The sequence below is a fragment of the Streptomyces sp. NPDC031466 genome, assembly GCF_055581265.1.
This window is the reverse complement of sequence record NZ_JBVIJT010000015.1, coordinates 121,341-140,258: the sequence shown is the minus strand read 5'-3', so window position 1 is coordinate 140,258 and position 18,918 is coordinate 121,341. Positions and strand designations below refer to the sequence as shown.

The window sequence follows — 18,918 nt, the reverse complement described above, 5'->3', positions numbered from 1 at the left end:
CCGCCCCCAACTACGAGGATTCGCGACCGCCGTGTTCGATACTCTCTCCGACCGCCTCGCAGCGACATTCAAGAACCTCCGGGGCAAGGGCCGCCTGTCCGAGGCGGACATCGACGCCACGGCGCGCGAGATCCGCATCGCCCTGCTCGAAGCGGACGTGGCCCTGCCCGTCGTCCGCGCCTTCATCAAGCAGATCAAGGAGCGCGCGGCCGGCGCCGAGGTCTCCCAGGCGCTGAACCCCGCCCAGCAGGTCATCAAGATCGTCAACGAGGAGCTCATCGGCATCCTCGGCGGCGAGACCCGGCGTCTGCGCTTCGCGAAGACCGGCCCGACCGTCATCATGCTCGCGGGTCTTCAGGGCGCCGGTAAGACGACCCTCGCCGGAAAGCTCGGCCTCTGGCTGAAGGGGCAGGGCCACTCCCCGCTCCTGGTCGCCTGCGACCTCCAGCGCCCCAACGCCGTCAACCAGCTGAGCGTCGTCGCCGAGCGCGCCGGCGTCGGCGTCTACGCCCCGCAGCCGGGCAACGGCGTGGGCGACCCGGTGCAGGTCGCCAAGGACTCCATCGAGTTCGCCAAGACCAAGCAGTACGACGTGGTCATCGTCGACACCGCCGGCCGGCTCGGCATCGACCAGGAGCTGATGCGCCAGGCCGCGGACATCCGCGACGCCGTCAGCCCCGACGAGGTCCTCTTCGTCGTCGACGCCATGATCGGTCAGGACGCGGTCAACACCGCCGAGGCCTTCCGCGACGGCGTCGGCTTCGACGGCGTGGTGCTCTCCAAGCTCGACGGTGACGCCCGTGGTGGTGCCGCGCTCTCCATCGCGCAGGTCACCGGCCGCCAGATCATGTTCGCCTCCAACGGCGAGAAGCTGGACGACTTCGACGCGTTCCACCCGGACCGCATGGCGTCCCGCATCCTCGGCATGGGCGACATGCTCACGCTCATCGAGAAGGCCGAGCAGACCTTCTCCCAGCAAGAGGCCGAGAAGATGGCCTCCAAGCTGGCGAGCAGCAAGGGCAAGGACTTCACGCTGGACGACTTCCTGGCCCAGATGGAGCAGGTCAGGAAGATGGGCAGCATCAGCAAGCTGCTCGGCATGATGCCCGGCATGGGGCAGATCAAGGACCAGATCGCCAACATCGACGAGCGGGACGTCGACCGCACGGCCGCCATCATCAAGTCCATGACGCCCGCCGAGCGTCAGGAGCCCACGATCATCAACGGCTCCCGGCGCGCCCGTATCGCCAAGGGCTCCGGTGTCGAGGTCAGCGCGGTGAAGGGCCTCGTCGAGCGGTTCTTCGAGGCGCGCAAGATGATGTCGCGCATGGCCCAGGGCGGCATGCCGGGCATGCCGGGGATCCCGGGCATGGGCGGCGGCGCCGGCAAGCAGAAGAAGAAGCAGAAGCAGGCCAAGGGCAAGCGGCGCTCCGGCAACCCGATGAAGCGCAAGCAGGAGGAGCTGGAGGCGGCCACGCGCCGCGAACAGGCCGGCCAGGACGGCGGCGCCTTCGGCCTCCCCGACGGGCAGGCGGCGCAGAACTTCGAGCTGCCCGACGAGTTCAAGAAGTTCATGGGCTGACACCGCCCGCCGGGCAACATCAAGACCTGCCGGGCACCTTGCCGTACGACATCCGGGGCGTCCCTTCGAGGAGGGGCGCCCCTGGCGTTTTCCGCGGCTGGGGAGCGGAGTCCGGAGCAGGTGCCGCCGCCTGCTTTGTGTCGTAACGTCCGCATATGAGCAACCCTGTGCCGCCGCGCGAGGCGCCCGACCGGCCGTGGCGCTCCGAGGGCGCACCCACGCCCGACCCCACGCCACCGCCGAGGAAGAAGATGCCGGGCGGCTGGGGCGGGCTGATCCTGACGGCTCTGGTCGTCTACCTCATCGCCAACCTCGTGCTGTCCTTCTTCAACGACGGCGACGAGCCGACCATCTCGTACACCGAGTTCAGCAAGCAGGTCGACGCCGGCAACGTCTCGAAGATCTACTCCAAGGGCGACGCGATCCAGGGGCAGCTCAAGAAGGAGCGGGAGAAGCCGGGCGACGCCAAGGGGAACTACACCAAGTTCATCACCCAGCGCCCCGCCTTCGCCGACGACAAGCTCTGGGACGACCTGACCAAGCACGACGTCACCGTCACCGCCGAACCCGTCGTCCAGGAACGCAGCTTCCTGTCCAACCTGCTGATCTCGCTCGCCCCGATGCTGCTCCTCGTGGCGCTGTGGCTCTTCATCGCGCGGCGGATGGCCTCGGGCCTGGGCGGGGGCGGCGGCATGCTGGGCCGCAAGACGCCGCCCAAACCGGTCGAGCTGGAACCCGGGGCGAAGCGGACCACCTTCGCGGACGTGGCGGGGATCGACGAGGTCGAGGGCGAGCTGAACGACGTCGTCGACTTCCTCAAGAACCCCGACGCCTACCGCACGATGGGCGCCAAGATGCCCCGAGGCGTGCTGCTCTCGGGCCCGCCCGGCACCGGCAAGACGCTCCTCGCGCGCGCCGTCGCCGGCGAGGCGGGCGTGCCCTTCTTCTCCGCCTCCGCCTCGGAGTTCATCGAGATGATCGTCGGCGTGGGCGCCTCACGCGTACGGGAACTCTTCGCCGAGGCCCGCAAGGTCGCGCCGTCGATCATCTTCATCGACGAGATCGACACCATCGGACGCGCGCGGGGCGGCGGCAGCGGCATGGGCGGCCACGACGAGCGCGAGCAGACCCTGAACCAGATCCTCACCGAGATGGACGGCTTCTCGGGCGCGGAAGGTGTCATCGTCCTCGCCGCCACCAACCGCGCCGACGTCCTGGACCCCGCCCTGACCCGGCCGGGCCGCTTCGACCGCGTGGTCACCGTCTCGCCCCCGGACCGGGGCGGCCGCGAGGCCATCCTGGAGATCCACACCCGGGCCATCCCGCTCGCCGCCGACGTCGACCTCGCCCAAGTCGCCCGTACGACACCGGGCATGACCGGGGCCGAACTCGCCAACCTCGCCAATGAAGCGGCCCTCCTCGCCGTCAAGCGCAAGCAGAAGACGGTCACCCAGTCCGACCTCTCCGAGGCCATGGAGAAGGTCCAGCTCGGCGCCGAGCGGCCGCTGGTCATGCCGGAGGAGGAGCGCCGGCGCACCGCGTACCACGAGAGCGGCCACGCCCTGCTCGGCATGCTGCAACCCGGCGCCGACCCGGTCCGCAAGATCACCATCGTGCCGCGCGGCCGCGCCCTGGGCGTCACGCTGTCCACCCCGGACTCCGACAAATACGCCTACACGGAGGAGTACCTCCGGGGCCGGATCATCGGCGCCCTTGGCGGCATGGCCGCCGAACACGTCGTCTACGGAGTCATCACCACAGGCGCCGAGAACGACCTGGAGCAGGTCACCACCATCGCCCGCGGCATGGTCGGCCGCTGGGGCATGAGCGAACTGGTCGGCCGTCTGTCCGCCCTGCCGAGCGACGCCCAGCAGGCGTACGGACTCTCGGCCGCGCCCCGGACGCTGGACGTGATCGACGGCGAGAGGCGGCGGATCGTCGACGAGTGCTACGAGAACGCCTGCCGCCGGCTGCGCGAGCACCGCGACCGGCTGGACGCGCTCGCCGCGGCCCTCCTCGAGAACGAGACCCTGGAGGAGGCCGAGGCGTACCGGGTGGCAGGCATCCCGCGCACGGCGCCCCCGCACCTGTAGGGGGTGCGCGCGACCAGGTGTCTCCAGGGCGTGCGCGTGAGCAGGTGTCTCCAGGGCGTGCGCGCGATCAGATGCCTCTACGGCGTGCGCGCGATCAGGTACCGGAAGATGTTCGGCATCCATACCGTGCCGTCCCCGCGCCGATGCGGATGCAGTGCCTCCGTCAGCTCCTTGTCCACCTGCGCCTTGTCCGTCGCGCCCACCGCCGCGTCGAACAGGCCCGTCGACAACAGCCCCCGGACCGCGCTGTCCACGTCCGCGTAGCCGAAGGGGCACGCGACGCGCCCCGAGCCGTCCGGCCTGAGCCCCGCCCGGTGCGCGACCTCTTCCAGGTCGTCCCGCGCCGCCGGGCGCCAACTGCCCGCGGCCCGCAGGGGATCGGCCAGCTTGGTCGCCACCCGCATGACCGTGGACGTGGCACACCGCTCCGGAGGACCCCACCCGGCGAGCACCACCGGGATGCCCCGCCCGGCGAGCGGAGTCGCAGCCTCCAGAAGGTTGGAGAGCCCTTCGGAGTCACCCGCCAGGCAGCCGATCGGCTGGAACGCGGTGACCAGGTTGTACGCGGGTACGCCGAGTCCCGCCGCGTCCGCGGGGCCGCCTTCGACGAGCCGCGCGGTGCCGGGCCCGCCCGCGGGGTACGCAGCGTCCGGCAGCAGTCTCGTCCGCGCCAGGGCCAGCCGTTCGGGTGCCGAGGGGTCGACCCCCGTGACCGCGGCGCCCCGCGACGCCGCCATCACCAGGGCGAGCCCCGATCCGCAGCCGAGGCCGAGCAGCCGGGTGCGGTCGCCCACGTCGAGCCGTTCGTACACCGCTTCGTAGAGCGGGACCAGCATCCGTTCCTGGATCTCCGCCCAGTCACGCGCGCGTGCACCGAGGTCCACACGGGGCGCGGAGCCCGCGTGAGGGAGGTGCGACTGCACGAGTGTTGGTGTCATCGAAAGCGCCCCATTCCGCCGAGAGTCATGGCCGTGCCGGTGATCAACGGTTCGTCCGCCCCCGTGCAGTGCGCCTGCCTTCCCCCGTATGCCAGGGAACTCCGCATCCGTCGTGGCGTCCAGGGGTTGTGGCCCAGTGCTTGCGGGCCCCTGGCGCCCGGCCGCGGGCGGCGGGGCGGTGTCGGGCGCCGACGCGACCCCGGGTAACGTCGGCTCATACGCCTGCGCAGGCGCGAGAAGCCCCGGCCGGAGGCGAGGGAAGCCCCGGCGTGCGGGCTCTCCCTACGCGCCGGGGCGTACGCGCCGCTACGTACCGGCTTGATGCGAGCTGTGAGGCTTCTCCGCAGATCAGCGCACCCGCCCTCGTCCGGACGCATCAATGGCAACTGACGGGTACGTGCAAATTATTTGGGATGCCCCGGAATGGAACCCCGGGGGCACTCAGCTCGTTGTCACGACGTGAGCACGACACCACCTGTTCTCGCCGCAGAGCTGGCACAGGCGTGGGCCGACATTCAGCGGCACCACCCCGAGCTGCCCGATCTTGCCGCGCCCGAATCCCTGATCGGAGAGTCGTCGTCCGCGTGTGGCGCCGAGCTCTCCTTCGAGCGACTGCTTCACGAGGCAGTCCATGGCATCGCCGCCTCGCGCGGCGTACGCGACACCTCACGCGCCGGCCGCTATCACAACCGCCGGTTCCTCGCGATCGCCGAGGAGCTGGGCCTTGACCACCCCGAGGAACCGCACCCGAGCAGCGGCTTCTCCCTGGTTACGCTCAACCCCGACGCAAAGAAGCGCTACCGCCCGACGATCGAGCGGCTGCAGCGCGCCCTGAAGGCCCACACCGCCGCCACGACCGCGGACACCGCGCGCAGCTTCCGCGGCCCGGCCGCCCGGCACGGCTCCTCCGGAGGCGGCGTGCGCGTGAAGGCCGTCTGCGACTGCGGGCGCAACGTCCGCGTGGTGCCCTCCGTCCTCGCCCAGGCGCCCATCATGTGCGGCGGCTGCGGCAAGCCCTTCCGGATTCCGGAGGCGATCGGTGCGGGCGTGGGCTGAGCAGGGCCGGGGCGCCCGGCCGGGGTGCGGGGGCCCCGGCCACGTATGGCACAATGGCTAGCTGTACTCGACAGTCGCACAGGACCCCTCTCTCCTCCGGCTGACGCGTCCATCGGGCACTCGAGTACCGCAACCCCACGCGGCATCATCGTCGTGCCCACCCACGTCAAGACCAGGAGACACCACTCCCGTGGCAGTCAAGATCAAGCTGAAGCGTCTGGGCAAGATCCGTTCGCCTCACTACCGCATCGTCGTCGCCGACTCCCGTACCCGCCGTGACGGCCGGGCCATCGAGGAGATCGGCCTGTACCACCCGGTGCAGAACCCCTCGCGCATCGAGGTCAACTCGGAGCGTGCCCAGTACTGGCTGTCCGTCGGCGCCCAGCCGACCGAGCCGGTCATGGCCATCCTGAAGCTCACCGGTGACTGGCAGAAGCACAAGGGCCTGCCGGCCCCGGCGCCGCTGCTCGTCGCCGAGCCCAAGGACAAGCGCGCCGCGTTCGAAGCCTTCACCAAGGGTTTCGAGGGCGACGACGCCAAGGGCGAGGCCATCACCCAGAAGGCCAAGAAGTCGGACAAGAAGGCGGACGAGGCCGAGACGTCCTCGTCGGCTTCCGCCGCTGAGTCGACCGAGGCCTGAGCATGCTCGAGGAGGCTCTCGAGCACCTCGTGAAGGGCATCGTCGACAACCCCGACGACGTGCAGGTCGCCTCGCGTGACCTGCGCCGTGGACGCGTCCTCGAGGTCCGGGTCCACCCGGACGACCTCGGCAAGGTGATCGGCCGCAACGGCCGCACCGCGCGCGCCCTGCGGACCGTCGTGGGCGCCATCGGCGGCCGCGGTGTCCGCGTCGACCTCGTCGACGTGGACCAGGTTCGCTGAACCGGGTTCGCGAGAACCACAGCAGCACCGGCTCGGGCCGGGGAAGGCTCCAGGGCCTTCCCCGGCCCGTAGTCGTTGAACGAGGAGAAACGCAGTGCAGTTGGTAGTCGCCCGCATCGGCCGTGCCCACGGCATCAAGGGTGAGGTCACCGTCGAGGTCCGCACCGACGAGCCGGAGCTGCGGCTCGGCCCGGGCGCCGTCCTGGCCACGGACCCCGCCTCCGTCGGCCCGCTGACCATCGAGACCGGCCGGGTGCACAGCGGCCGTCTCCTGCTGCGCTTCGAGGGCGTGCGCGACCGCACGGGCGCCGAGGCGCTGCGCAACACGCTCCTGATCGCCGAGGTGGATCCCGAGGAGCTGCCCGAGGAGGAGGACGAGTACTACGACCACCAGCTGATGGACCTCGACGTGGTCACCACGGACGGAGAGGAGGTCGGCCGGATCACCGAGATCTCCCACCTGCCCTCGCAGGACCTGTTCATCGTCGAGCGGCCGGACGGTAGCGAGGTCATGATCCCCTTCGTCGGGGAGATCGTCACCGAGATCGACCTGGAAGAGCAGCGCGCGGTCATCGACCCGCCCCCGGGTCTCATCGACGACCGCGCGGAGATCGCCTCCGCCAGGGACGCCGAGGACCAGGACCAGGTCCAGGACCCGGCCTCGAAGGACGAGGCGTAATGCGGCTCGACGTCGTCACGATCTTCCCCGAGTACCTGGACCCCCTGAACGTCTCCCTGGTCGGCAAGGCCCGCGCGCGCGGACAGCTCGACGTCAACGTCCACGACCTCAGGCAGTGGACGTACGACCGCCACAACACGGTCGACGACACCCCCTACGGCGGCGGCCCCGGCATGGTCATGAAGACCGAGCCCTGGGGCGCGGCCCTGGACGACGTGCTCGCCGAGGGCTACGAGGCCGGCGCCCACGGGCCCGTCCTCGTCGTCCCCACGCCCAGCGGCCGCCCCTTCACCCAGGAGCTGGCCGTCGAGCTCTCGGAGCGCCCCTGGCTGGTCTTCACGCCCGCGCGCTACGAGGGCATCGACCGGCGCGTCATGGACGAGTACGCCACGCGTATGCCCGTCTACGAGGTGTCCATCGGGGACTACGTCCTCGCGGGCGGGGAAGCGGCCGTCCTCGTCGTCACCGAGGCGGTGGCCAGGCTGCTGCCCGGCGTCCTCGGTAACGCCGAGTCCCACCGCGACGACTCCTTCGCGCCCGGCGCCATGGCCAACCTCCTCGAAGGGCCCGTCTACACCAAGCCCCCCGAGTGGCGTGGCCACGGCATCCCCGAGGTCCTGCTCAGCGGCCACCACGGCAAGATCGCGCGCTGGCGGCGGGACGAGGCCCTGCGCCGCACCACCCGCAACCGGCCCGACCTCATCGAACGCTGCGACCCCCGGGCCTTCGACAAGAAGGACCGCGAGATGCTCTCGATCCTCGGGTGGCGGCCGGGGCCGGACGGCCGATTTGGGCCGGACCCCGAGGCCGTGGAAGAATAGGCCGCTGCTGTACGTCCAGCGTGCGCCCCTGCCACAGGGGGAAAGACGCCCGCCCGACGCGATCAGCTACCGAATCCTCATCACCACGTTCCGCTGATGACCTGTGGCATCAGTGAAGAAAGCAGACGATCATGGCCAACCTGCTCGACTCCCTCGACAGCGCGTCGCTGCGCACCGACATCCCGGCGTTCCGCCCGGGTGACACCGTCAACGTCCACGTGCGCGTCATCGAGGGCAACCGCTCCCGTGTGCAGCAGTTCAAGGGCGTAGTCATCCGTCGCCAGGGTGCCGGCGTGCGCGAGACCTTCACGGTCCGCAAGGTCTCCTTCTCCGTCGGCGTCGAGCGCACCTTCCCGGTGCACACCCCGATCGTCGAGAAGATCGAGCTCGTCACCCGCGGTGACGTGCGTCGCGCGAAGCTCTACTACCTCCGTGACCTGCGCGGCAAGGCCGCGAAGATCAAGGAGAAGCGCGACAACTGAGCTTCCGCGCGAGTCCACGGCCGGGCCGGATAGCATCTGGCCCCGATGGACACCGAAGCACAGCACACGGAGCGCGACCGCTCCTCCCCACCCTCCGGCTCCGGAGACGTCCCGCACGTCACCGAAGCATCCGAGGACACGGAGGAGCGGTCGCGCTCCGTTTTCATGTCGCTGGTCTCCCGGCTGCCAGGTGGTGCCTACACCCTGACGTTCCTGCTGTGCGCGGGGGCCATGCTCCTGGTCAGCGCCTTCGTGGTGCAGCCCTTCCAGATCCCGAGCGGCTCCATGGAGCCCGCGTTCCGGGTCGGGGACCGGGTGCTCGTCAACAAGTTGGCGTACCGTTTCGGTGCCGAGCCGCGGCGGGGTGACGCGGTCGTCTTCGACGGCAGCGGGTACTTCGGGGACGCCGACTACATCAAGCGGGTCGTGGGCACGGGGGGCGACCGGGTGGTCTGCTGCGAGCGGGGGAGGATCACGGTGAACGGTGAGCCCGTCGACGAGCCCTACCTCCACCCCGGTGACGCGCCCTCCCAGGTGCCCTTCGACGTCGTCGTCCCCGAGGACAGCCTCTTCCTGCTCGGCGACCACCGCAGCGCATCGCGTGACTCCCGCGACCACCTGGGAGAGCCCGGCGGCGGCATGGTCCCCGTCGACGAGGTCATCGGCCGCGCCGACTGGATCGCCTGGCCGTTCGGTCACTGGACCTCCCTGAAGCGGCCCGACAGCTTCGCGCGCGTGCCCGAACCCGGCGGCGCGCATGGGTAACCGCGGGCGGGCACGCGCCGCGGACGGCGGGGCCGACACCCGGCTGCCCACCGGCTCCCGGCCGACCAGCGGCCCCGCGCTGCCGGGCCGGGCGGAGCGGCGCAAGCTCGCGCGGAAGGTCAAGCGGCGCAGACGGCGCTCGGCGATCAGGGAGATACCCCTCCTCATCGGAGTGGCCCTGCTGATAGCCCTCGTCCTGAAGACCTTCCTCGTGCAGGCCTTCGTGATCCCCTCCGGCTCCATGGAGCAGACGATCCGGATCGGGGACCGCGTCCTCGTGGACAAACTCACCCCCTGGTTCGGGGCCGAGCCGGAACGCGGCGACGTCGTCGTCTTCAAGGACCCCGGCAACTGGCTCGAAGAGGAACAGGGCAAGAAGAAGGACGACCCGGTGGTCGTCAAACAGGTCAAGGAAGGCCTCACCCAGATCGGCCTGCTGCCGTCCGACAGCGAGCGGGACCTGATCAAGCGGGTGATCGGTGTCGGCGGCGACACCGTGAAGTGCTGCGACAAGAACGACAAGATCACCGTCAACGGCGTGCCGCTCGACGAGCCCTACATCCACCCCGGCGACAAGCCCTCGGCCTTCGAGTTCGAGGTGAAGGTCCCCGAGGGGCGCCTGTTCATGATGGGCGACCACCGCAGCAACTCGGCCGACTCCCGCTTCCACCGCACCGAAAAGTTCGGCGGCACCGTCTCCGAGGACCAGGTCGTCGGCCGCGCGCTCGTCATCGCCTGGCCCCTCGGGCACTGGCGCAAACTGGAGGAGCCGGACACCTACGCCTCCGTAGCCGACGCGCGTACCGCATCGGACGCCCTCACAGGAGCGTCGCATAGGGTGGCCCCCGGCGATCGACATGGATTGATCCGGCTCCCGACCCCTGCGGAACTCCCGCTCGTTATGGGAGTGGTGGGCCTGCATCACATCTGGGGCAGGCAGCGGCACGGACTGAGGAGTGGATGTGGGGGATTTGGCGGTCGGCGCACGATCCGGACACGAGGGGCCCGACAAGCGACCGGGGCGATCCGACGAGCCGGACGCCGAGGCCGCCGCGGGCGGTACGAACCCGGGGAGTGACGGCGCGGACGGCGATGCCGTACAGGGCGCCGCCGCGCACGGCGGCGGGGCGGGTGACGCCGGAATGGGCGGCGCCACCCCGAGCGGTGACGCGAAGAGCGGGCCGGCCGGGCGGCCCAAGAAGCAGCGCTCCTTCTGGAAGGAGCTGCCGCTCCTCATCGGTATCGCGCTGGTCCTGGCCCTGGTGATCAAGTCCTTCCTGGTCCAGGCGTTCTCGATCCCCTCCGACTCGATGCAGAACACGCTGCAGCAGGGCGACCGGGTCCTCGTGGACAAGCTGACGCCATGGTTCGGCTCCGAGCCGGAGCGCGGCGAGGTCGTCGTCTTCCGGGACCCCGGCCACTGGCTGGACGGCGAGCCCACGCCCGACCCGAACGCGGCCCAGCGGGTCCTCGGCTGGATCGGCCTGATGCCGTCCGCCGACGAGAAGGACCTCATCAAGCGCGTCATCGCCGTCGCGGGCGACACCGTGGAGTGCAAGGGCACCGGACCGGTGAAGGTCAACGGCAAGGCGCTGAACGAGCCGTACATCTTCCCCGGCAACACCCCGTGCACCGTGGACGACCAGGGCGGCCAGTTCAAGAAGACCGTTCCGCCCGGCAAAATCTGGGTCATGGGGGACCACCGGCAGAACTCCCTGGACTCCCGCTACCACCAGAACCAGCCCGGCGGCGGCGCCGTCCCCGTGGACAACGTCGTGGGCCGCGCCATCGTGGTCGCCTGGCCGCCCACCCGCTGGGCGACGCTGCCCAAGCCGGACACGTTCGACCAGCCGGGCATCAACGCGCTGTCGAGCGCGGCTCCCGGTGTGCTCGGCCTCGCGGGCGCCGTGCCGCTCGTGCTGTGGCGCCGCCGTCGGCTCACGGTCGCCGCGGCACGTGACGCGAGGGTTTCTGGCGGCAGTACCGCCGGGTAGGGTGCCGTCCCAGATCGCCGATCTTCCGCCGCCCGTGGCCACGGGCGGCGAGGTCGTCTCCGAGACGGGGGAGCACCGCAATGAGCACGACACGTCGTACGGACGAGGGCCGGGGCAGGCTCGGCAGCGTGCTGTCGGGTGTTGCCGTGGCCCTCGGCTGCGTGCTCTTCCTCGGCGGCTTCGCCTGGGGAGCGGTGCTGTACCAGCCGTACACGGTGCCCACCGGTTCCATGTCCCCGACGATCGACGCCGGCGACCGGGTGCTCGCACAGCGGATAGCCGGCGACGACGTGCGCCGCGGTGATGTCGTGGTCTTCGAGCAGTCGACCTGGGGCGACCTGCCGATGGTCAAGCGGGTGGTCGGCGTGGGCGGCGACAAGGTCGCCTGCTGCAAGGCCGGCAAGCTGACCGTGAACGGCGAGGACGTCGCAGAACCGTATCTTCCCAAGGGGCAGAGCGCGGCGGTCACCGGCATACCCACCACGACGGTGCCCAAGGGGCGCCTGTTCCTGCTCGGTGACGAGCGCGGCGGCTCGCTGGACTCCAGCGTGCACCTGGACGACGGCGAGAACGGCACGGTGCCGCGCGGCGCGGTGAAGGCGCGGGTCGACGCGGTGGCCTGGCCGATGGACAGGTTCGGCATGCTGGAGCGCCCCGGGGGCTTCGCGGACATGCCGGGCGGCCTCTCGGAGCCCGGGCCGCTGCGCCTGGTCGTGACGGTGATCGTGGTGGGCATGGCGCTGGTCCTCGGCGGCGCCGCGTACGGCCCGGCGGCCAGGCGGCTGGGCCGGGGGCGGGGCAGGAGCCGTACCAAGGAGGCCGTCGGTGCCGGCTGAGGACGCCGTGGCCGGGTCCGAGGAGAGCACGAGCCCGCTTCCGGGACGACTGCTGCGCAAGGTCGCCCGGGTGGTGCTGCTCGACCCGGACGACCGCGTCCTGCTGCTGCACGGCCATGAGCCCGGTGACCCCGCTGACGACTGGTGGTTCACGCCGGGCGGCGGCCTGGAGGGCGACGAGACGCACGAAGAGGCCGCCCTGCGCGAGCTGCGCGAGGAGACCGGCATCACGGAGGTCGAGCTGGGCCCGGTGCTGTGGCGGCGGGTGTGCTCCTTCCCTTTCGCCGGGCGCCGCTGGGACCAGGACGAGTGGTACTACCTGGCGCGTACGTCGCAGACGGCGACCGCCGCCGAGGGGCTGACGGAGCTGGAGCGCCGCAGTGTCGCCGGAGCACGTTGGTGGACGTGCCGGGAACTGACCGAGGCTCATGAGACGGTGTACCCGACCAGGCTCGCCGAGCTGTTTCGCAGACTGCTCGACGAGGGGCCCCCGGACCGGCCCGAGATCCTCGCCACGGAAATCGTGTAGGGGTTCGCGGGGCTGACGCACAATAGGGGGACGCACGGCTGAAGGGGAACATGCCATGAGCGCCGAGGACCTCGAGAAGTACGAGACCGAGATGGAGCTGAAGCTCTACCGGGAGTACCGCGATGTCGTCGGTCTGTTCAAATACGTGATCGAGACCGAGCGGCGCTTCTACCTCACCAATGACTACGAGATGCAGGTGCACTCGGTTCAGGGTGAGGTTTTCTTTGAGGTGTCCATGGCGGACGCCTGGGTGTGGGACATGTACCGCCCGGCTCGGTTCGTGAAGCAGGTGAGGGTGCTCACGTTCAAGGACGTGAACATCGAGGAGCTGAACAAGAGCGACCTGGAGCTGCCCGGCAGCTGACCGGTTCACTCGCCGGGGTGGTGGAGTTTTCCACAACCGGCGAGTAGTGCACCAAGATCCAACAGGTGCGCGCGGGCCCGGGACCGTGGGTGTCGGAGGTGGTGCCGACATGAACGCACGGGGAGCACTCGGCAAGTACGGCGAAGACCTGGCCGCGCGGCGGCTGGTCGAGGCGGGGATGACGGTCCTGGAGCGCAATTGGCGCGCGGGCAGGACCGGTGAGATCGACATCGTGGCCATGGACGGCGAGGCACTCGTCGTCTGCGAGGTCAAGACGCGCAGGGCGGGCCTGGTAGGCGCGGCCCTCTTCGAGCACCCGATGGCGGCCGTCGGCCAGAGCAAGGCGGAGCGGTTGCGGCGCCTGGCCGAGCGCTGGATCGAGGAGCGCGGCGGTCCACCCCCGGGAGGCGTCCGCATCGACCTGGTCGGCGTGCTGATCCCGCGGCGCGGGGCCCCCGTCGTCGAGCACGCGCGGGGGGTGGCGTAGATGGGCTTCGCGCGTACGTGCTCCGTGGCGCTGGTCGGCGTCGAAGGCGTCGTGGTCGAGGTGCAGGCCGATCTGGAACCGGGCGTGGCGGCGTTCACGCTGGTGGGCCTGCCCGACAAGAGCCTGACGGAGAGCCGCGACCGGGTCAGGGCGGCCGTGGTCAACTCGGGCGGGGAGTGGCCCCAGAAGAAGCTCACGGTCGGACTGAGCCCGGCCTCGGTCCCCAAAGGCGGCAGCGGCTTCGATCTCGCCGTCGCCTGCGCGGTCCTCGGGGCGGCCGAGCGCATCGATCCCCGCGTACTCGCCGACATCGTGATGATCGGCGAACTGGGGCTCGACGGACGGGTCCGCCCGGTCCGGGGAGTGCTGCCCGCGGTCCTGGCGGCGGCGGACGCGGGGTACGAACAGGTGGTCGTCCCGGAGTGCACGGCGGCGGAGGCCGCGCTGGTCCCGGGTGTCTCGGTCCTCGGCGTGCGCAGCCTGCGCCAGCTCATCGCGGTGCTCACCGACGAGCCGGTGCCGCTGGAGGAGCCGGACGAGGCGGGCCGGCCCGACGCGATGCTCGCCGGGCTCTGCGTGCCGGGCAGCGGCCTGGGCGCGGGCCTCGGCGGCGCGACGGACGACGCCCACGCGCTGGACCTCGCGGACGTGGTGGGCCAGGCGTCGGCGCGGACCGCCGTGGAAGTGGCCGCGGCCGGGGCGCACCACCTCTTCCTGCAAGGACCACCGGGTGCGGGCAAGACGATGCTCGCGGAGCGACTGCCGGCAATCCTGCCCCGGCTGACCCGGGAGGAGTCCCTGGAGGTGACGGCGGTCCACTCGGTGGCGGGCATGCTCCCACCGGGCAAGCCGCTGGTGGACGTCGCCCCGTACTGCGCGCCGCACCACTCCGCGACGATGCAGTCGCTGGTGGGCGGCGGCAAGGGGCTGGCCAGACCTGGAGCGGTCTCGCTCGCTCACCGTGGGGTGCTCTTCCTGGACGAGGCGCCGGAGTTCAGCGGCCAGACCCTGGACTCCCTGCGTCAACCCCTTGAGTCGGGTCATGTGGTGATCGCCCGCAGCGCGGGCGTGGTGCGGCTGCCCGCGCGGTTCCTGATGGTGCTGGCGGCCAACCCCTGCCCGTGCGGGAGGCACCTGCAGCCCGGCGGCGGCTGCGAGTGCCCGGCGTCCGTGGTGCGGCGCTACCAGGGGCGGCTGTCGGGGCCGCTGCTCGACCGGGTCGACCTCAAGGTCGAGGTGGAGCCCGTCACCCGCTCGGAACTGAGCGGATACGGCACGCGCGGAGAGTCCACCCGCTCCGTCGCCGACCGTGTGCGCGAGGCGCGTGAAAGGGCGGCGGCCCGACTCGACGGCACCGGCTGGCGGACCAACAGCGAAGTACCCGGCCACGCGCTGCGCACCAGATGGCCCGCCGCCCCGGGCGCCCTGGAGACGGCCGAGTCGGACCTTGAGCGCGGCTTCCTGACCGCCCGCGGCCTCGACCGCGTCCTGCGGGTCGCCTGGACCGTCGCCGATCTGGCCGGGCACGACCGGCCCGGCGCACAGGACGTCACCCTGGCACTTCAACTGCGCACCGGGATCTCGCGCGGCGTGCCCATGACGATCGGGGCCCCGCAGTGACCGCCGGACCGCCGGGGGACGAAGAGCGCCTGGCCAGGGTCGCCCTGACGCGGGTGCTCGAGCCGGGGGACGAGGCCGGGGGCCGGTGGCTGCGGGAGGTCGGCGCCGTCGAGGTACTGCGCCGACTCGGCGGAGACGAGAAGCGGCTGTCCGGAATGAGCGCGCGGCGGTGGGAGGGGCTGCGTGCGCGGGCCGCCGGGGCGCGACCGGAGCGTGATCTTCAGGCGGCACGGGACGTCGGGGCGCGCTTCGTGTGCCCGGGGGACACGGAGTGGCCCTCCCCGCTCGACGACCTCGGGGCGGCGCGGCCGATCGGCCTGTGGGTGCGGGGGCGGCCGTCCTTACGGATATGGGCCCTGCGCTCGGTGGCCGTCGTCGGCGCCCGGGCCTGCACGGAGTACGGCGCGCACATGGCGGCCGGGCTCGCGGCGGGCCTGGCGGAGCGGGGCTGGGTGGTGGTCTCGGGCGGGGCGTACGGCGTGGACGGCGCCGCGCACCGCGGGGCGCTCGGCGCGGGCGGGGCCACCGTGGCCGTGCTGGCCTGCGGGGTGGACCGGCCCTACCCCCGGGGGCACGCCGAATTGATCGGTCGGATCGCGGAACAGGGACTGGTGGTCGGTGAGTTGCCGCCGGGCGACCATCCGACGCCGAGCCGGTTCATCCAGCGGAACAGGGTGATCGCGGCGCTGACGCGGGGGACGGTGGTGGTGGAGGCCGCCTACCGCAGCGGGGCGCTCGCCACGGCCCGGGGTGCCCAGGAGTTGGGGCGCTTCACCATGGGGGTGCCGGGACCCGCGACCAGCGGCCTCTCCGCAGGGGTGCACGAACTGCTGCGGGGCGACGGCGTCCTGGTGACCGACGCCGCGGAAGTGGTCGAGCTGGTCGGAGACATGGGTGAGCTGGCCCCGGAGCGGCGCGGGCCCGTCCTGCCGCGCGACCTGCTCGCTCCGGGGGCGGCCCGCGTCCTGGCCGCGCTGCCCGCGCGCGGGCGGGCGACGGCTCAGGAGGTCGCGACGGGCGCCGGGACGACCCCGGACGACGCGGTAGGGCGCCTGTACGAACTTCAGTCGTTGGGGTTCGTCGAACGACACGGCGATGGCTGGCAGTTGACACGCCAGGCGTTCGTGTCGGTCTTCGCCTCTGGAGGTGAATCGTGACCGAGCGTGTTCCGCCGGACGGATGACGCCCGACAGCCTTGGGAAATCGCGCAGTTGGTACGTCCGCACCGTCACGCAGGGCGACCGGCCCGCATCCCGGAGACCCCCAGCGGAACGTATCTGCGCACGCGCGATCCCCTAGTCTTCGCTCACTGCGACGCTTCAGTCACGCTACGCTCACAAAGGATTCAGATGCGGACAGGCGACCAGACGGACAACCTCATTCATTCCACGCACGCTCCCCCTCGGACGGGCGCGGGCGGCACCGGTGAAGCGGCCGCCTCGCGCGACTTCATCGACTTACGGGTTCCTCCCCTTCGACGCGACTCGACACGACCTCATCCACCCCCGCGACCTCACCAGTTCACGGCAGAACGGCTCAAGGCGACGAATGCCCCAGCACACCTCAGGGTCCGACCGGGCGGCGGTTCCGCCCGCCGCCCGTAGCGGCGAGCGGGAGCGGCCTCCCGCCCCCTCGTCGCTGGACGAGTTGTGGCGCTCGTACAAGGAGACCGGGGACGGACGGCTGCGGGAGCAGCTGATCCTGCACTACTCGCCGCTGGTGAAGTACGTCGCGGGCCGGGTGAGCGTGGGGCTGCCGCCCAATGTGGAGCAGGCGGACTTCGTCTCCTCCGGGGTGTTCGGGCTGATCGACGCGATCGAGAAGTTCGACATCGAGCGGGAGATCAAGTTCGAGACGTACGCGATCACGCGCATCCGCGGGGCGATGATCGACGAGCTGCGGGCGCTGGACTGGATCCCGCGGTCCGTGCGGCAGAAGGCGCGCAACGTCGAGCGTGCCTACGCCACCCTGGAGGCGCAGCTGCGCCGGACGCCGTCGGAGGGCGAGGTCGCCGCGGAGATGGGCATCGCCCTGGAGGAACTGCACGCGGTTTTCAGCCAGTTGTCCCTGGCGAACGTGGTGGCCCTCGAAGAGCTGCTGCACGTCGGCGGCGACGGCGGCGACCGGCTCAGCCTGATGGACACGCTCGAGGACCACGCGGCCGACAACCCCGTCGAGGTCGCCGAGGACCGGGAGCTGCGCAGGCTGCTGGCGAGGGCGATCAACACGCTGCCCGAGCGCGAGAAGACCGTCGTGACGCTCTACTACTACGAAGGACTCACCCTCGCCGAGATCGGCAACGTACTCGGGGTGACCGAGAGCCGGGTGAGTCAGATCCACACCAAGTCGGTGCTCCAGCTGCGAGCGAAACTGGCCAGTTTTGGCCGTTGACGCCGTGTGCCGGGGGCGCTGCATCGTGCCTGCCCGGCGGGTGCGTGCCCGGCGGTGACTCCCCTGCGGGGCGTCCCGTCCGTAAGGTGGAGCCGTGCCAAGGATTCGAGCGGCCTCTGTGGCCGAGCACCGGTCGATGCAGCGCGGGGCCCTGCTGGACGCCGCGCGGTCCCTGCTGTCCGAAGGCGGGACGGAGGCATTGACCTTCCCCGCCCTCGCCGAGCGCACCGGGCTCGCCCGGTCGTCCGTCTACGAGTACTTCCGGTCGCGGGCGGCCGTCGTGGAAGAGCTGTGCGAGGTCGACTTCCCCGTCTGGGCGGCCGAGGTGTCGGCGGCCATGGAGCGGGCGGAATCGGCCGAGGGCAAGGTCGAGGCGTATGTCCGGCGGCAGCTCTCCCTGGTCGGGGACCGGCGGCACCGGGCCGTCGTGGCCATCTCCGCCGGTGAGCTGGACGCCGGCGCCCGGGAGAAGATCCGTGCCGCCCACGGCGGGCTCATCGCGATGATCGTGGAGGCGCTGGAACAGCTGGGGCACGCGCAGCCCCGGCTGGCGGCGATGCTCCTTCAGGGCGTCGTGGACGCGGCCGTGCGGCGGATCGAGCTGGGGGCCGCCGAGGATCCCGGGGAGATCACCGAGGCTGCGGTCTCCATGGCGCTGCGAGGCGTCCGGGGCTGAGTCCCCACCACGCCGGGGCCGGGCCGTGCGGCGGGTTCGGCGGGCCGTGCGGTGGGAGCAGGCGGGACGGGCCGGGGTGCCGCAGCCAGGGCGGCAGCAGCGTCAGCGGGTCCAGGTAGGTCCCGCCCCTGAGCAGGCCCCAGTGGAGGCAGCTCCGGGGACAGTGGCCCCTCGGGAGCTCCAGGACGCCGACGCGCTCGCCCGGGGCGACCTCGGCGCCCTTCTTCAGCGTGGCCCGCACCGGCTCGTACGTCGTGCGCAGCGGAGGGTCCCCGGTGCCGTCCAGCTCCACCGAGACCACGCCCCGGCCCGCCACCCGCCCCGCGAACGAGATCCGGCCGGGTGCCACCGCGCGGACCGGGTCGCCGGGGGGCGCCGCCAGGTCCACGCCCCGGTGGCCCTCGCCATACGCGGTCGAGGGCGGGTCCCAGGCGCGTACGACCGCCGGGTGGGCGCCCATGCGGGCGTCCACCGGCCACGTCGTGGCCACCGGGAGCGTCACGGGCGGGGCCGGTGGCCGGCTCGGCGGCGGGGGCAGGGCGGTCGCCAGCAGCGCGGCCAGCGTCGTCAGCAGCAGTTCCAGGCGCATGCGAGAACGGTCCCGTATCCGGGCGGCCCGTGGGGATCATGGACCGGATCTGTGGACCACCGGCCGATTGTGGACAGTGGCGTCACCCTTTCGGGGATGGGCGCCGCCCGGTGGGGGGCACGGCGTCGCACGGC

General features: G+C 71.5%; 21 protein-coding genes. 19 read left to right on the top strand and 2 right to left on the bottom strand.

What is annotated here, in order from left to right:
- The first annotated feature begins 31 nt into the window (after positions 1 to 31).
- Both ffh and ftsH read left to right on the top strand, forming a co-directional pair.
- Positions 32 to 1,582, top strand: coding sequence for a signal recognition particle protein (gene ffh / locus ACZ5GP_RS31680; protein WP_468754129.1), 1,551 nt, complete (start codon positions 32 to 34; stop codon positions 1,580 to 1,582).
- A 155-nt stretch (positions 1,583 to 1,737) separates the two neighbouring features.
- Positions 1,738 to 3,675 (top strand): ATP-dependent zinc metalloprotease FtsH, encoded by a 1,938-nt coding sequence (ftsH, locus tag ACZ5GP_RS31675; RefSeq protein WP_468754128.1) that lies wholly within the window; start codon positions 1,738 to 1,740, stop codon positions 3,673 to 3,675.
- Positions 3,676 to 3,752: 77 nt separating this feature from the next.
- On the opposite strand, the gene ACZ5GP_RS31670 is transcribed toward ftsH, so the two are convergent.
- Entirely contained in the window at positions 3,753 to 4,613 is an 861-nt protein-coding gene (locus ACZ5GP_RS31670; protein ID WP_468754127.1) for a class I SAM-dependent methyltransferase, read from the bottom strand.
- A gap of 459 nt (positions 4,614 to 5,072) precedes the next feature.
- Here ACZ5GP_RS31670 and ACZ5GP_RS31665 point away from each other — a divergent pair, with 459 nt between their 5' ends.
- The 17 genes from ACZ5GP_RS31665 to ACZ5GP_RS31585 all read left to right on the top strand — a co-directional run bounded on the left by ACZ5GP_RS31665 (position 5,073) and on the right by ACZ5GP_RS31585 (position 18,195).
- Positions 5,073 to 5,669, top strand: coding sequence for a hypothetical protein (locus ACZ5GP_RS31665; RefSeq protein ID WP_358590353.1), 597 nt, complete (start codon positions 5,073 to 5,075; stop codon positions 5,667 to 5,669).
- A gap of 190 nt (positions 5,670 to 5,859) precedes the next feature.
- Positions 5,860 to 6,309 (top strand): 30S ribosomal protein S16, encoded by a 450-nt coding sequence (gene rpsP / locus ACZ5GP_RS31660; protein ID WP_468754126.1) that lies wholly within the window; start codon positions 5,860 to 5,862, stop codon positions 6,307 to 6,309.
- Between the two features lie 2 nt (positions 6,310 to 6,311).
- The gene (locus ACZ5GP_RS31655; protein ID WP_033321114.1) at positions 6,312 to 6,551 is read left to right on the top strand and encodes an RNA-binding protein; all 240 of its coding nucleotides are present in this window, start codon (positions 6,312 to 6,314) and stop codon (positions 6,549 to 6,551) included.
- 94 nt (positions 6,552 to 6,645) lie between these two features.
- The gene (gene rimM / locus ACZ5GP_RS31650) at positions 6,646 to 7,230 is read left to right on the top strand and encodes a ribosome maturation factor RimM (protein WP_468754125.1); all 585 of its coding nucleotides are present in this window, start codon (positions 6,646 to 6,648) and stop codon (positions 7,228 to 7,230) included.
- Entirely contained in the window at positions 7,230 to 8,051 is an 822-nt protein-coding gene (gene trmD, locus ACZ5GP_RS31645) for a tRNA (guanosine(37)-N1)-methyltransferase TrmD (RefSeq protein WP_361083262.1), read from the top strand. Before rimM ends, trmD begins: the two co-directional genes overlap by 1 nt.
- Positions 8,052 to 8,182: 131 nt before the next feature.
- Complete coding sequence (gene rplS / locus ACZ5GP_RS31640; RefSeq protein ID WP_358590344.1) at positions 8,183 to 8,533, top strand: 50S ribosomal protein L19; 351 nt, start codon at positions 8,183 to 8,185, stop codon at positions 8,531 to 8,533.
- A gap of 45 nt (positions 8,534 to 8,578) precedes the next feature.
- The gene (gene lepB / locus ACZ5GP_RS31635; protein WP_468754124.1) at positions 8,579 to 9,298 is read left to right on the top strand and encodes a signal peptidase I; all 720 of its coding nucleotides are present in this window, start codon (positions 8,579 to 8,581) and stop codon (positions 9,296 to 9,298) included.
- The gene (lepB, locus tag ACZ5GP_RS31630; protein WP_468754123.1) at positions 9,291 to 10,376 is read left to right on the top strand and encodes a signal peptidase I; all 1,086 of its coding nucleotides are present in this window, start codon (positions 9,291 to 9,293) and stop codon (positions 10,374 to 10,376) included. Before lepB (ACZ5GP_RS31635) ends, lepB (ACZ5GP_RS31630) begins: the two co-directional genes overlap by 8 nt.
- Positions 10,261 to 11,292: a signal peptidase I gene (lepB, locus tag ACZ5GP_RS31625; protein ID WP_468754122.1), complete on the top strand. Its 1,032-nt coding sequence runs from the start codon at positions 10,261 to 10,263 to the stop codon at positions 11,290 to 11,292. The genes lepB (ACZ5GP_RS31630) and lepB (ACZ5GP_RS31625) overlap by 116 nt, the downstream gene beginning before the upstream one ends.
- Before the next feature lie 80 nt (positions 11,293 to 11,372).
- Entirely contained in the window at positions 11,373 to 12,128 is a 756-nt protein-coding gene (gene lepB, locus ACZ5GP_RS31620; protein ID WP_468754121.1) for a signal peptidase I, read from the top strand.
- A 7-nt stretch (positions 12,129 to 12,135) separates the two neighbouring features.
- Positions 12,136 to 12,657 carry an NUDIX hydrolase gene (locus ACZ5GP_RS31615; RefSeq protein ID WP_468754172.1) on the top strand — a complete coding sequence of 174 codons (522 nt, stop codon included), beginning with the start codon at positions 12,136 to 12,138 and terminating at the stop codon, positions 12,655 to 12,657.
- 55 nt (positions 12,658 to 12,712) lie between these two features.
- The gene (locus ACZ5GP_RS31610; protein WP_005311352.1) at positions 12,713 to 13,021 is read left to right on the top strand and encodes a DUF2469 domain-containing protein; all 309 of its coding nucleotides are present in this window, start codon (positions 12,713 to 12,715) and stop codon (positions 13,019 to 13,021) included.
- A 109-nt stretch (positions 13,022 to 13,130) separates the two neighbouring features.
- Positions 13,131 to 13,508: a YraN family protein gene (locus ACZ5GP_RS31605; RefSeq protein ID WP_468754120.1), complete on the top strand. Its 378-nt coding sequence runs from the start codon at positions 13,131 to 13,133 to the stop codon at positions 13,506 to 13,508.
- On the top strand, positions 13,509 to 15,128 hold the full coding sequence (locus tag ACZ5GP_RS31600; protein WP_468754119.1) for a YifB family Mg chelatase-like AAA ATPase: 1,620 nt from the start codon (positions 13,509 to 13,511) through the stop codon (positions 15,126 to 15,128).
- Entirely contained in the window at positions 15,125 to 16,285 is a 1,161-nt protein-coding gene (gene dprA, locus ACZ5GP_RS31595) for a DNA-processing protein DprA (RefSeq protein ID WP_468754118.1), read from the top strand. The genes ACZ5GP_RS31600 and dprA overlap by 4 nt, the downstream gene beginning before the upstream one ends.
- Positions 16,286 to 16,676: 391 nt before the next feature.
- Positions 16,677 to 17,519, top strand: a complete 843-nt coding sequence (whiG, locus tag ACZ5GP_RS31590; protein ID WP_358579099.1) for an RNA polymerase sigma factor WhiG — start codon at positions 16,677 to 16,679, stop codon at positions 17,517 to 17,519.
- Positions 17,520 to 17,637: 118 nt separating this feature from the next.
- Entirely contained in the window at positions 17,638 to 18,195 is a 558-nt protein-coding gene (locus ACZ5GP_RS31585; protein ID WP_468754117.1) for a TetR/AcrR family transcriptional regulator, read from the top strand.
- Here the strand turns inward: ACZ5GP_RS31585 and ACZ5GP_RS31580 are convergent.
- Positions 18,149 to 18,784 carry a M23 family metallopeptidase gene (locus ACZ5GP_RS31580; RefSeq protein ID WP_468754116.1) on the bottom strand — a complete coding sequence of 212 codons (636 nt, stop codon included), beginning with the start codon at positions 18,782 to 18,784 and terminating at the stop codon, positions 18,149 to 18,151. The genes ACZ5GP_RS31585 and ACZ5GP_RS31580 overlap by 47 nt on opposite strands.
- Positions 18,785 to 18,918: the final 134 nt, after the last annotated feature.

Bases quoted from the DNA above. Each gene is read 5' to 3' on its own strand.
- ftsH (WP_468754128.1), top strand. From the start codon at position 1,738: ATGAGCAACCCTGTGCCGCCGCGCGAGGCGCCCGACCGGCCGTGGCGC.
- ACZ5GP_RS31670 (WP_468754127.1), bottom strand. From the start codon at position 4,613: ATGACACCAACACTCGTGCAGTCGCACCTCCCTCACGCGGGCTCCGCG.
- ACZ5GP_RS31655 (WP_033321114.1), top strand. From the start codon at position 6,312: ATGCTCGAGGAGGCTCTCGAGCACCTCGTGAAGGGCATCGTCGACAAC.
- trmD (WP_361083262.1), top strand. From the start codon at position 7,230: ATGCGGCTCGACGTCGTCACGATCTTCCCCGAGTACCTGGACCCCCTG.
- rplS (WP_358590344.1), top strand. From the start codon at position 8,183: ATGGCCAACCTGCTCGACTCCCTCGACAGCGCGTCGCTGCGCACCGAC.
- lepB (WP_468754124.1), top strand. From the start codon at position 8,579: ATGGACACCGAAGCACAGCACACGGAGCGCGACCGCTCCTCCCCACCC.
- lepB (WP_468754123.1), top strand. From the start codon at position 9,291: ATGGGTAACCGCGGGCGGGCACGCGCCGCGGACGGCGGGGCCGACACC.
- lepB (WP_468754121.1), top strand. From the start codon at position 11,373: ATGAGCACGACACGTCGTACGGACGAGGGCCGGGGCAGGCTCGGCAGC.
- ACZ5GP_RS31610 (WP_005311352.1), top strand. From the start codon at position 12,713: ATGAGCGCCGAGGACCTCGAGAAGTACGAGACCGAGATGGAGCTGAAG.
- ACZ5GP_RS31605 (WP_468754120.1), top strand. From the start codon at position 13,131: ATGAACGCACGGGGAGCACTCGGCAAGTACGGCGAAGACCTGGCCGCG.
- ACZ5GP_RS31600 (WP_468754119.1), top strand. From the start codon at position 13,509: ATGGGCTTCGCGCGTACGTGCTCCGTGGCGCTGGTCGGCGTCGAAGGC.
- whiG (WP_358579099.1), top strand. From the start codon at position 16,677: ATGCCCCAGCACACCTCAGGGTCCGACCGGGCGGCGGTTCCGCCCGCC.
- ACZ5GP_RS31580 (WP_468754116.1), bottom strand. From the start codon at position 18,784: ATGCGCCTGGAACTGCTGCTGACGACGCTGGCCGCGCTGCTGGCGACC.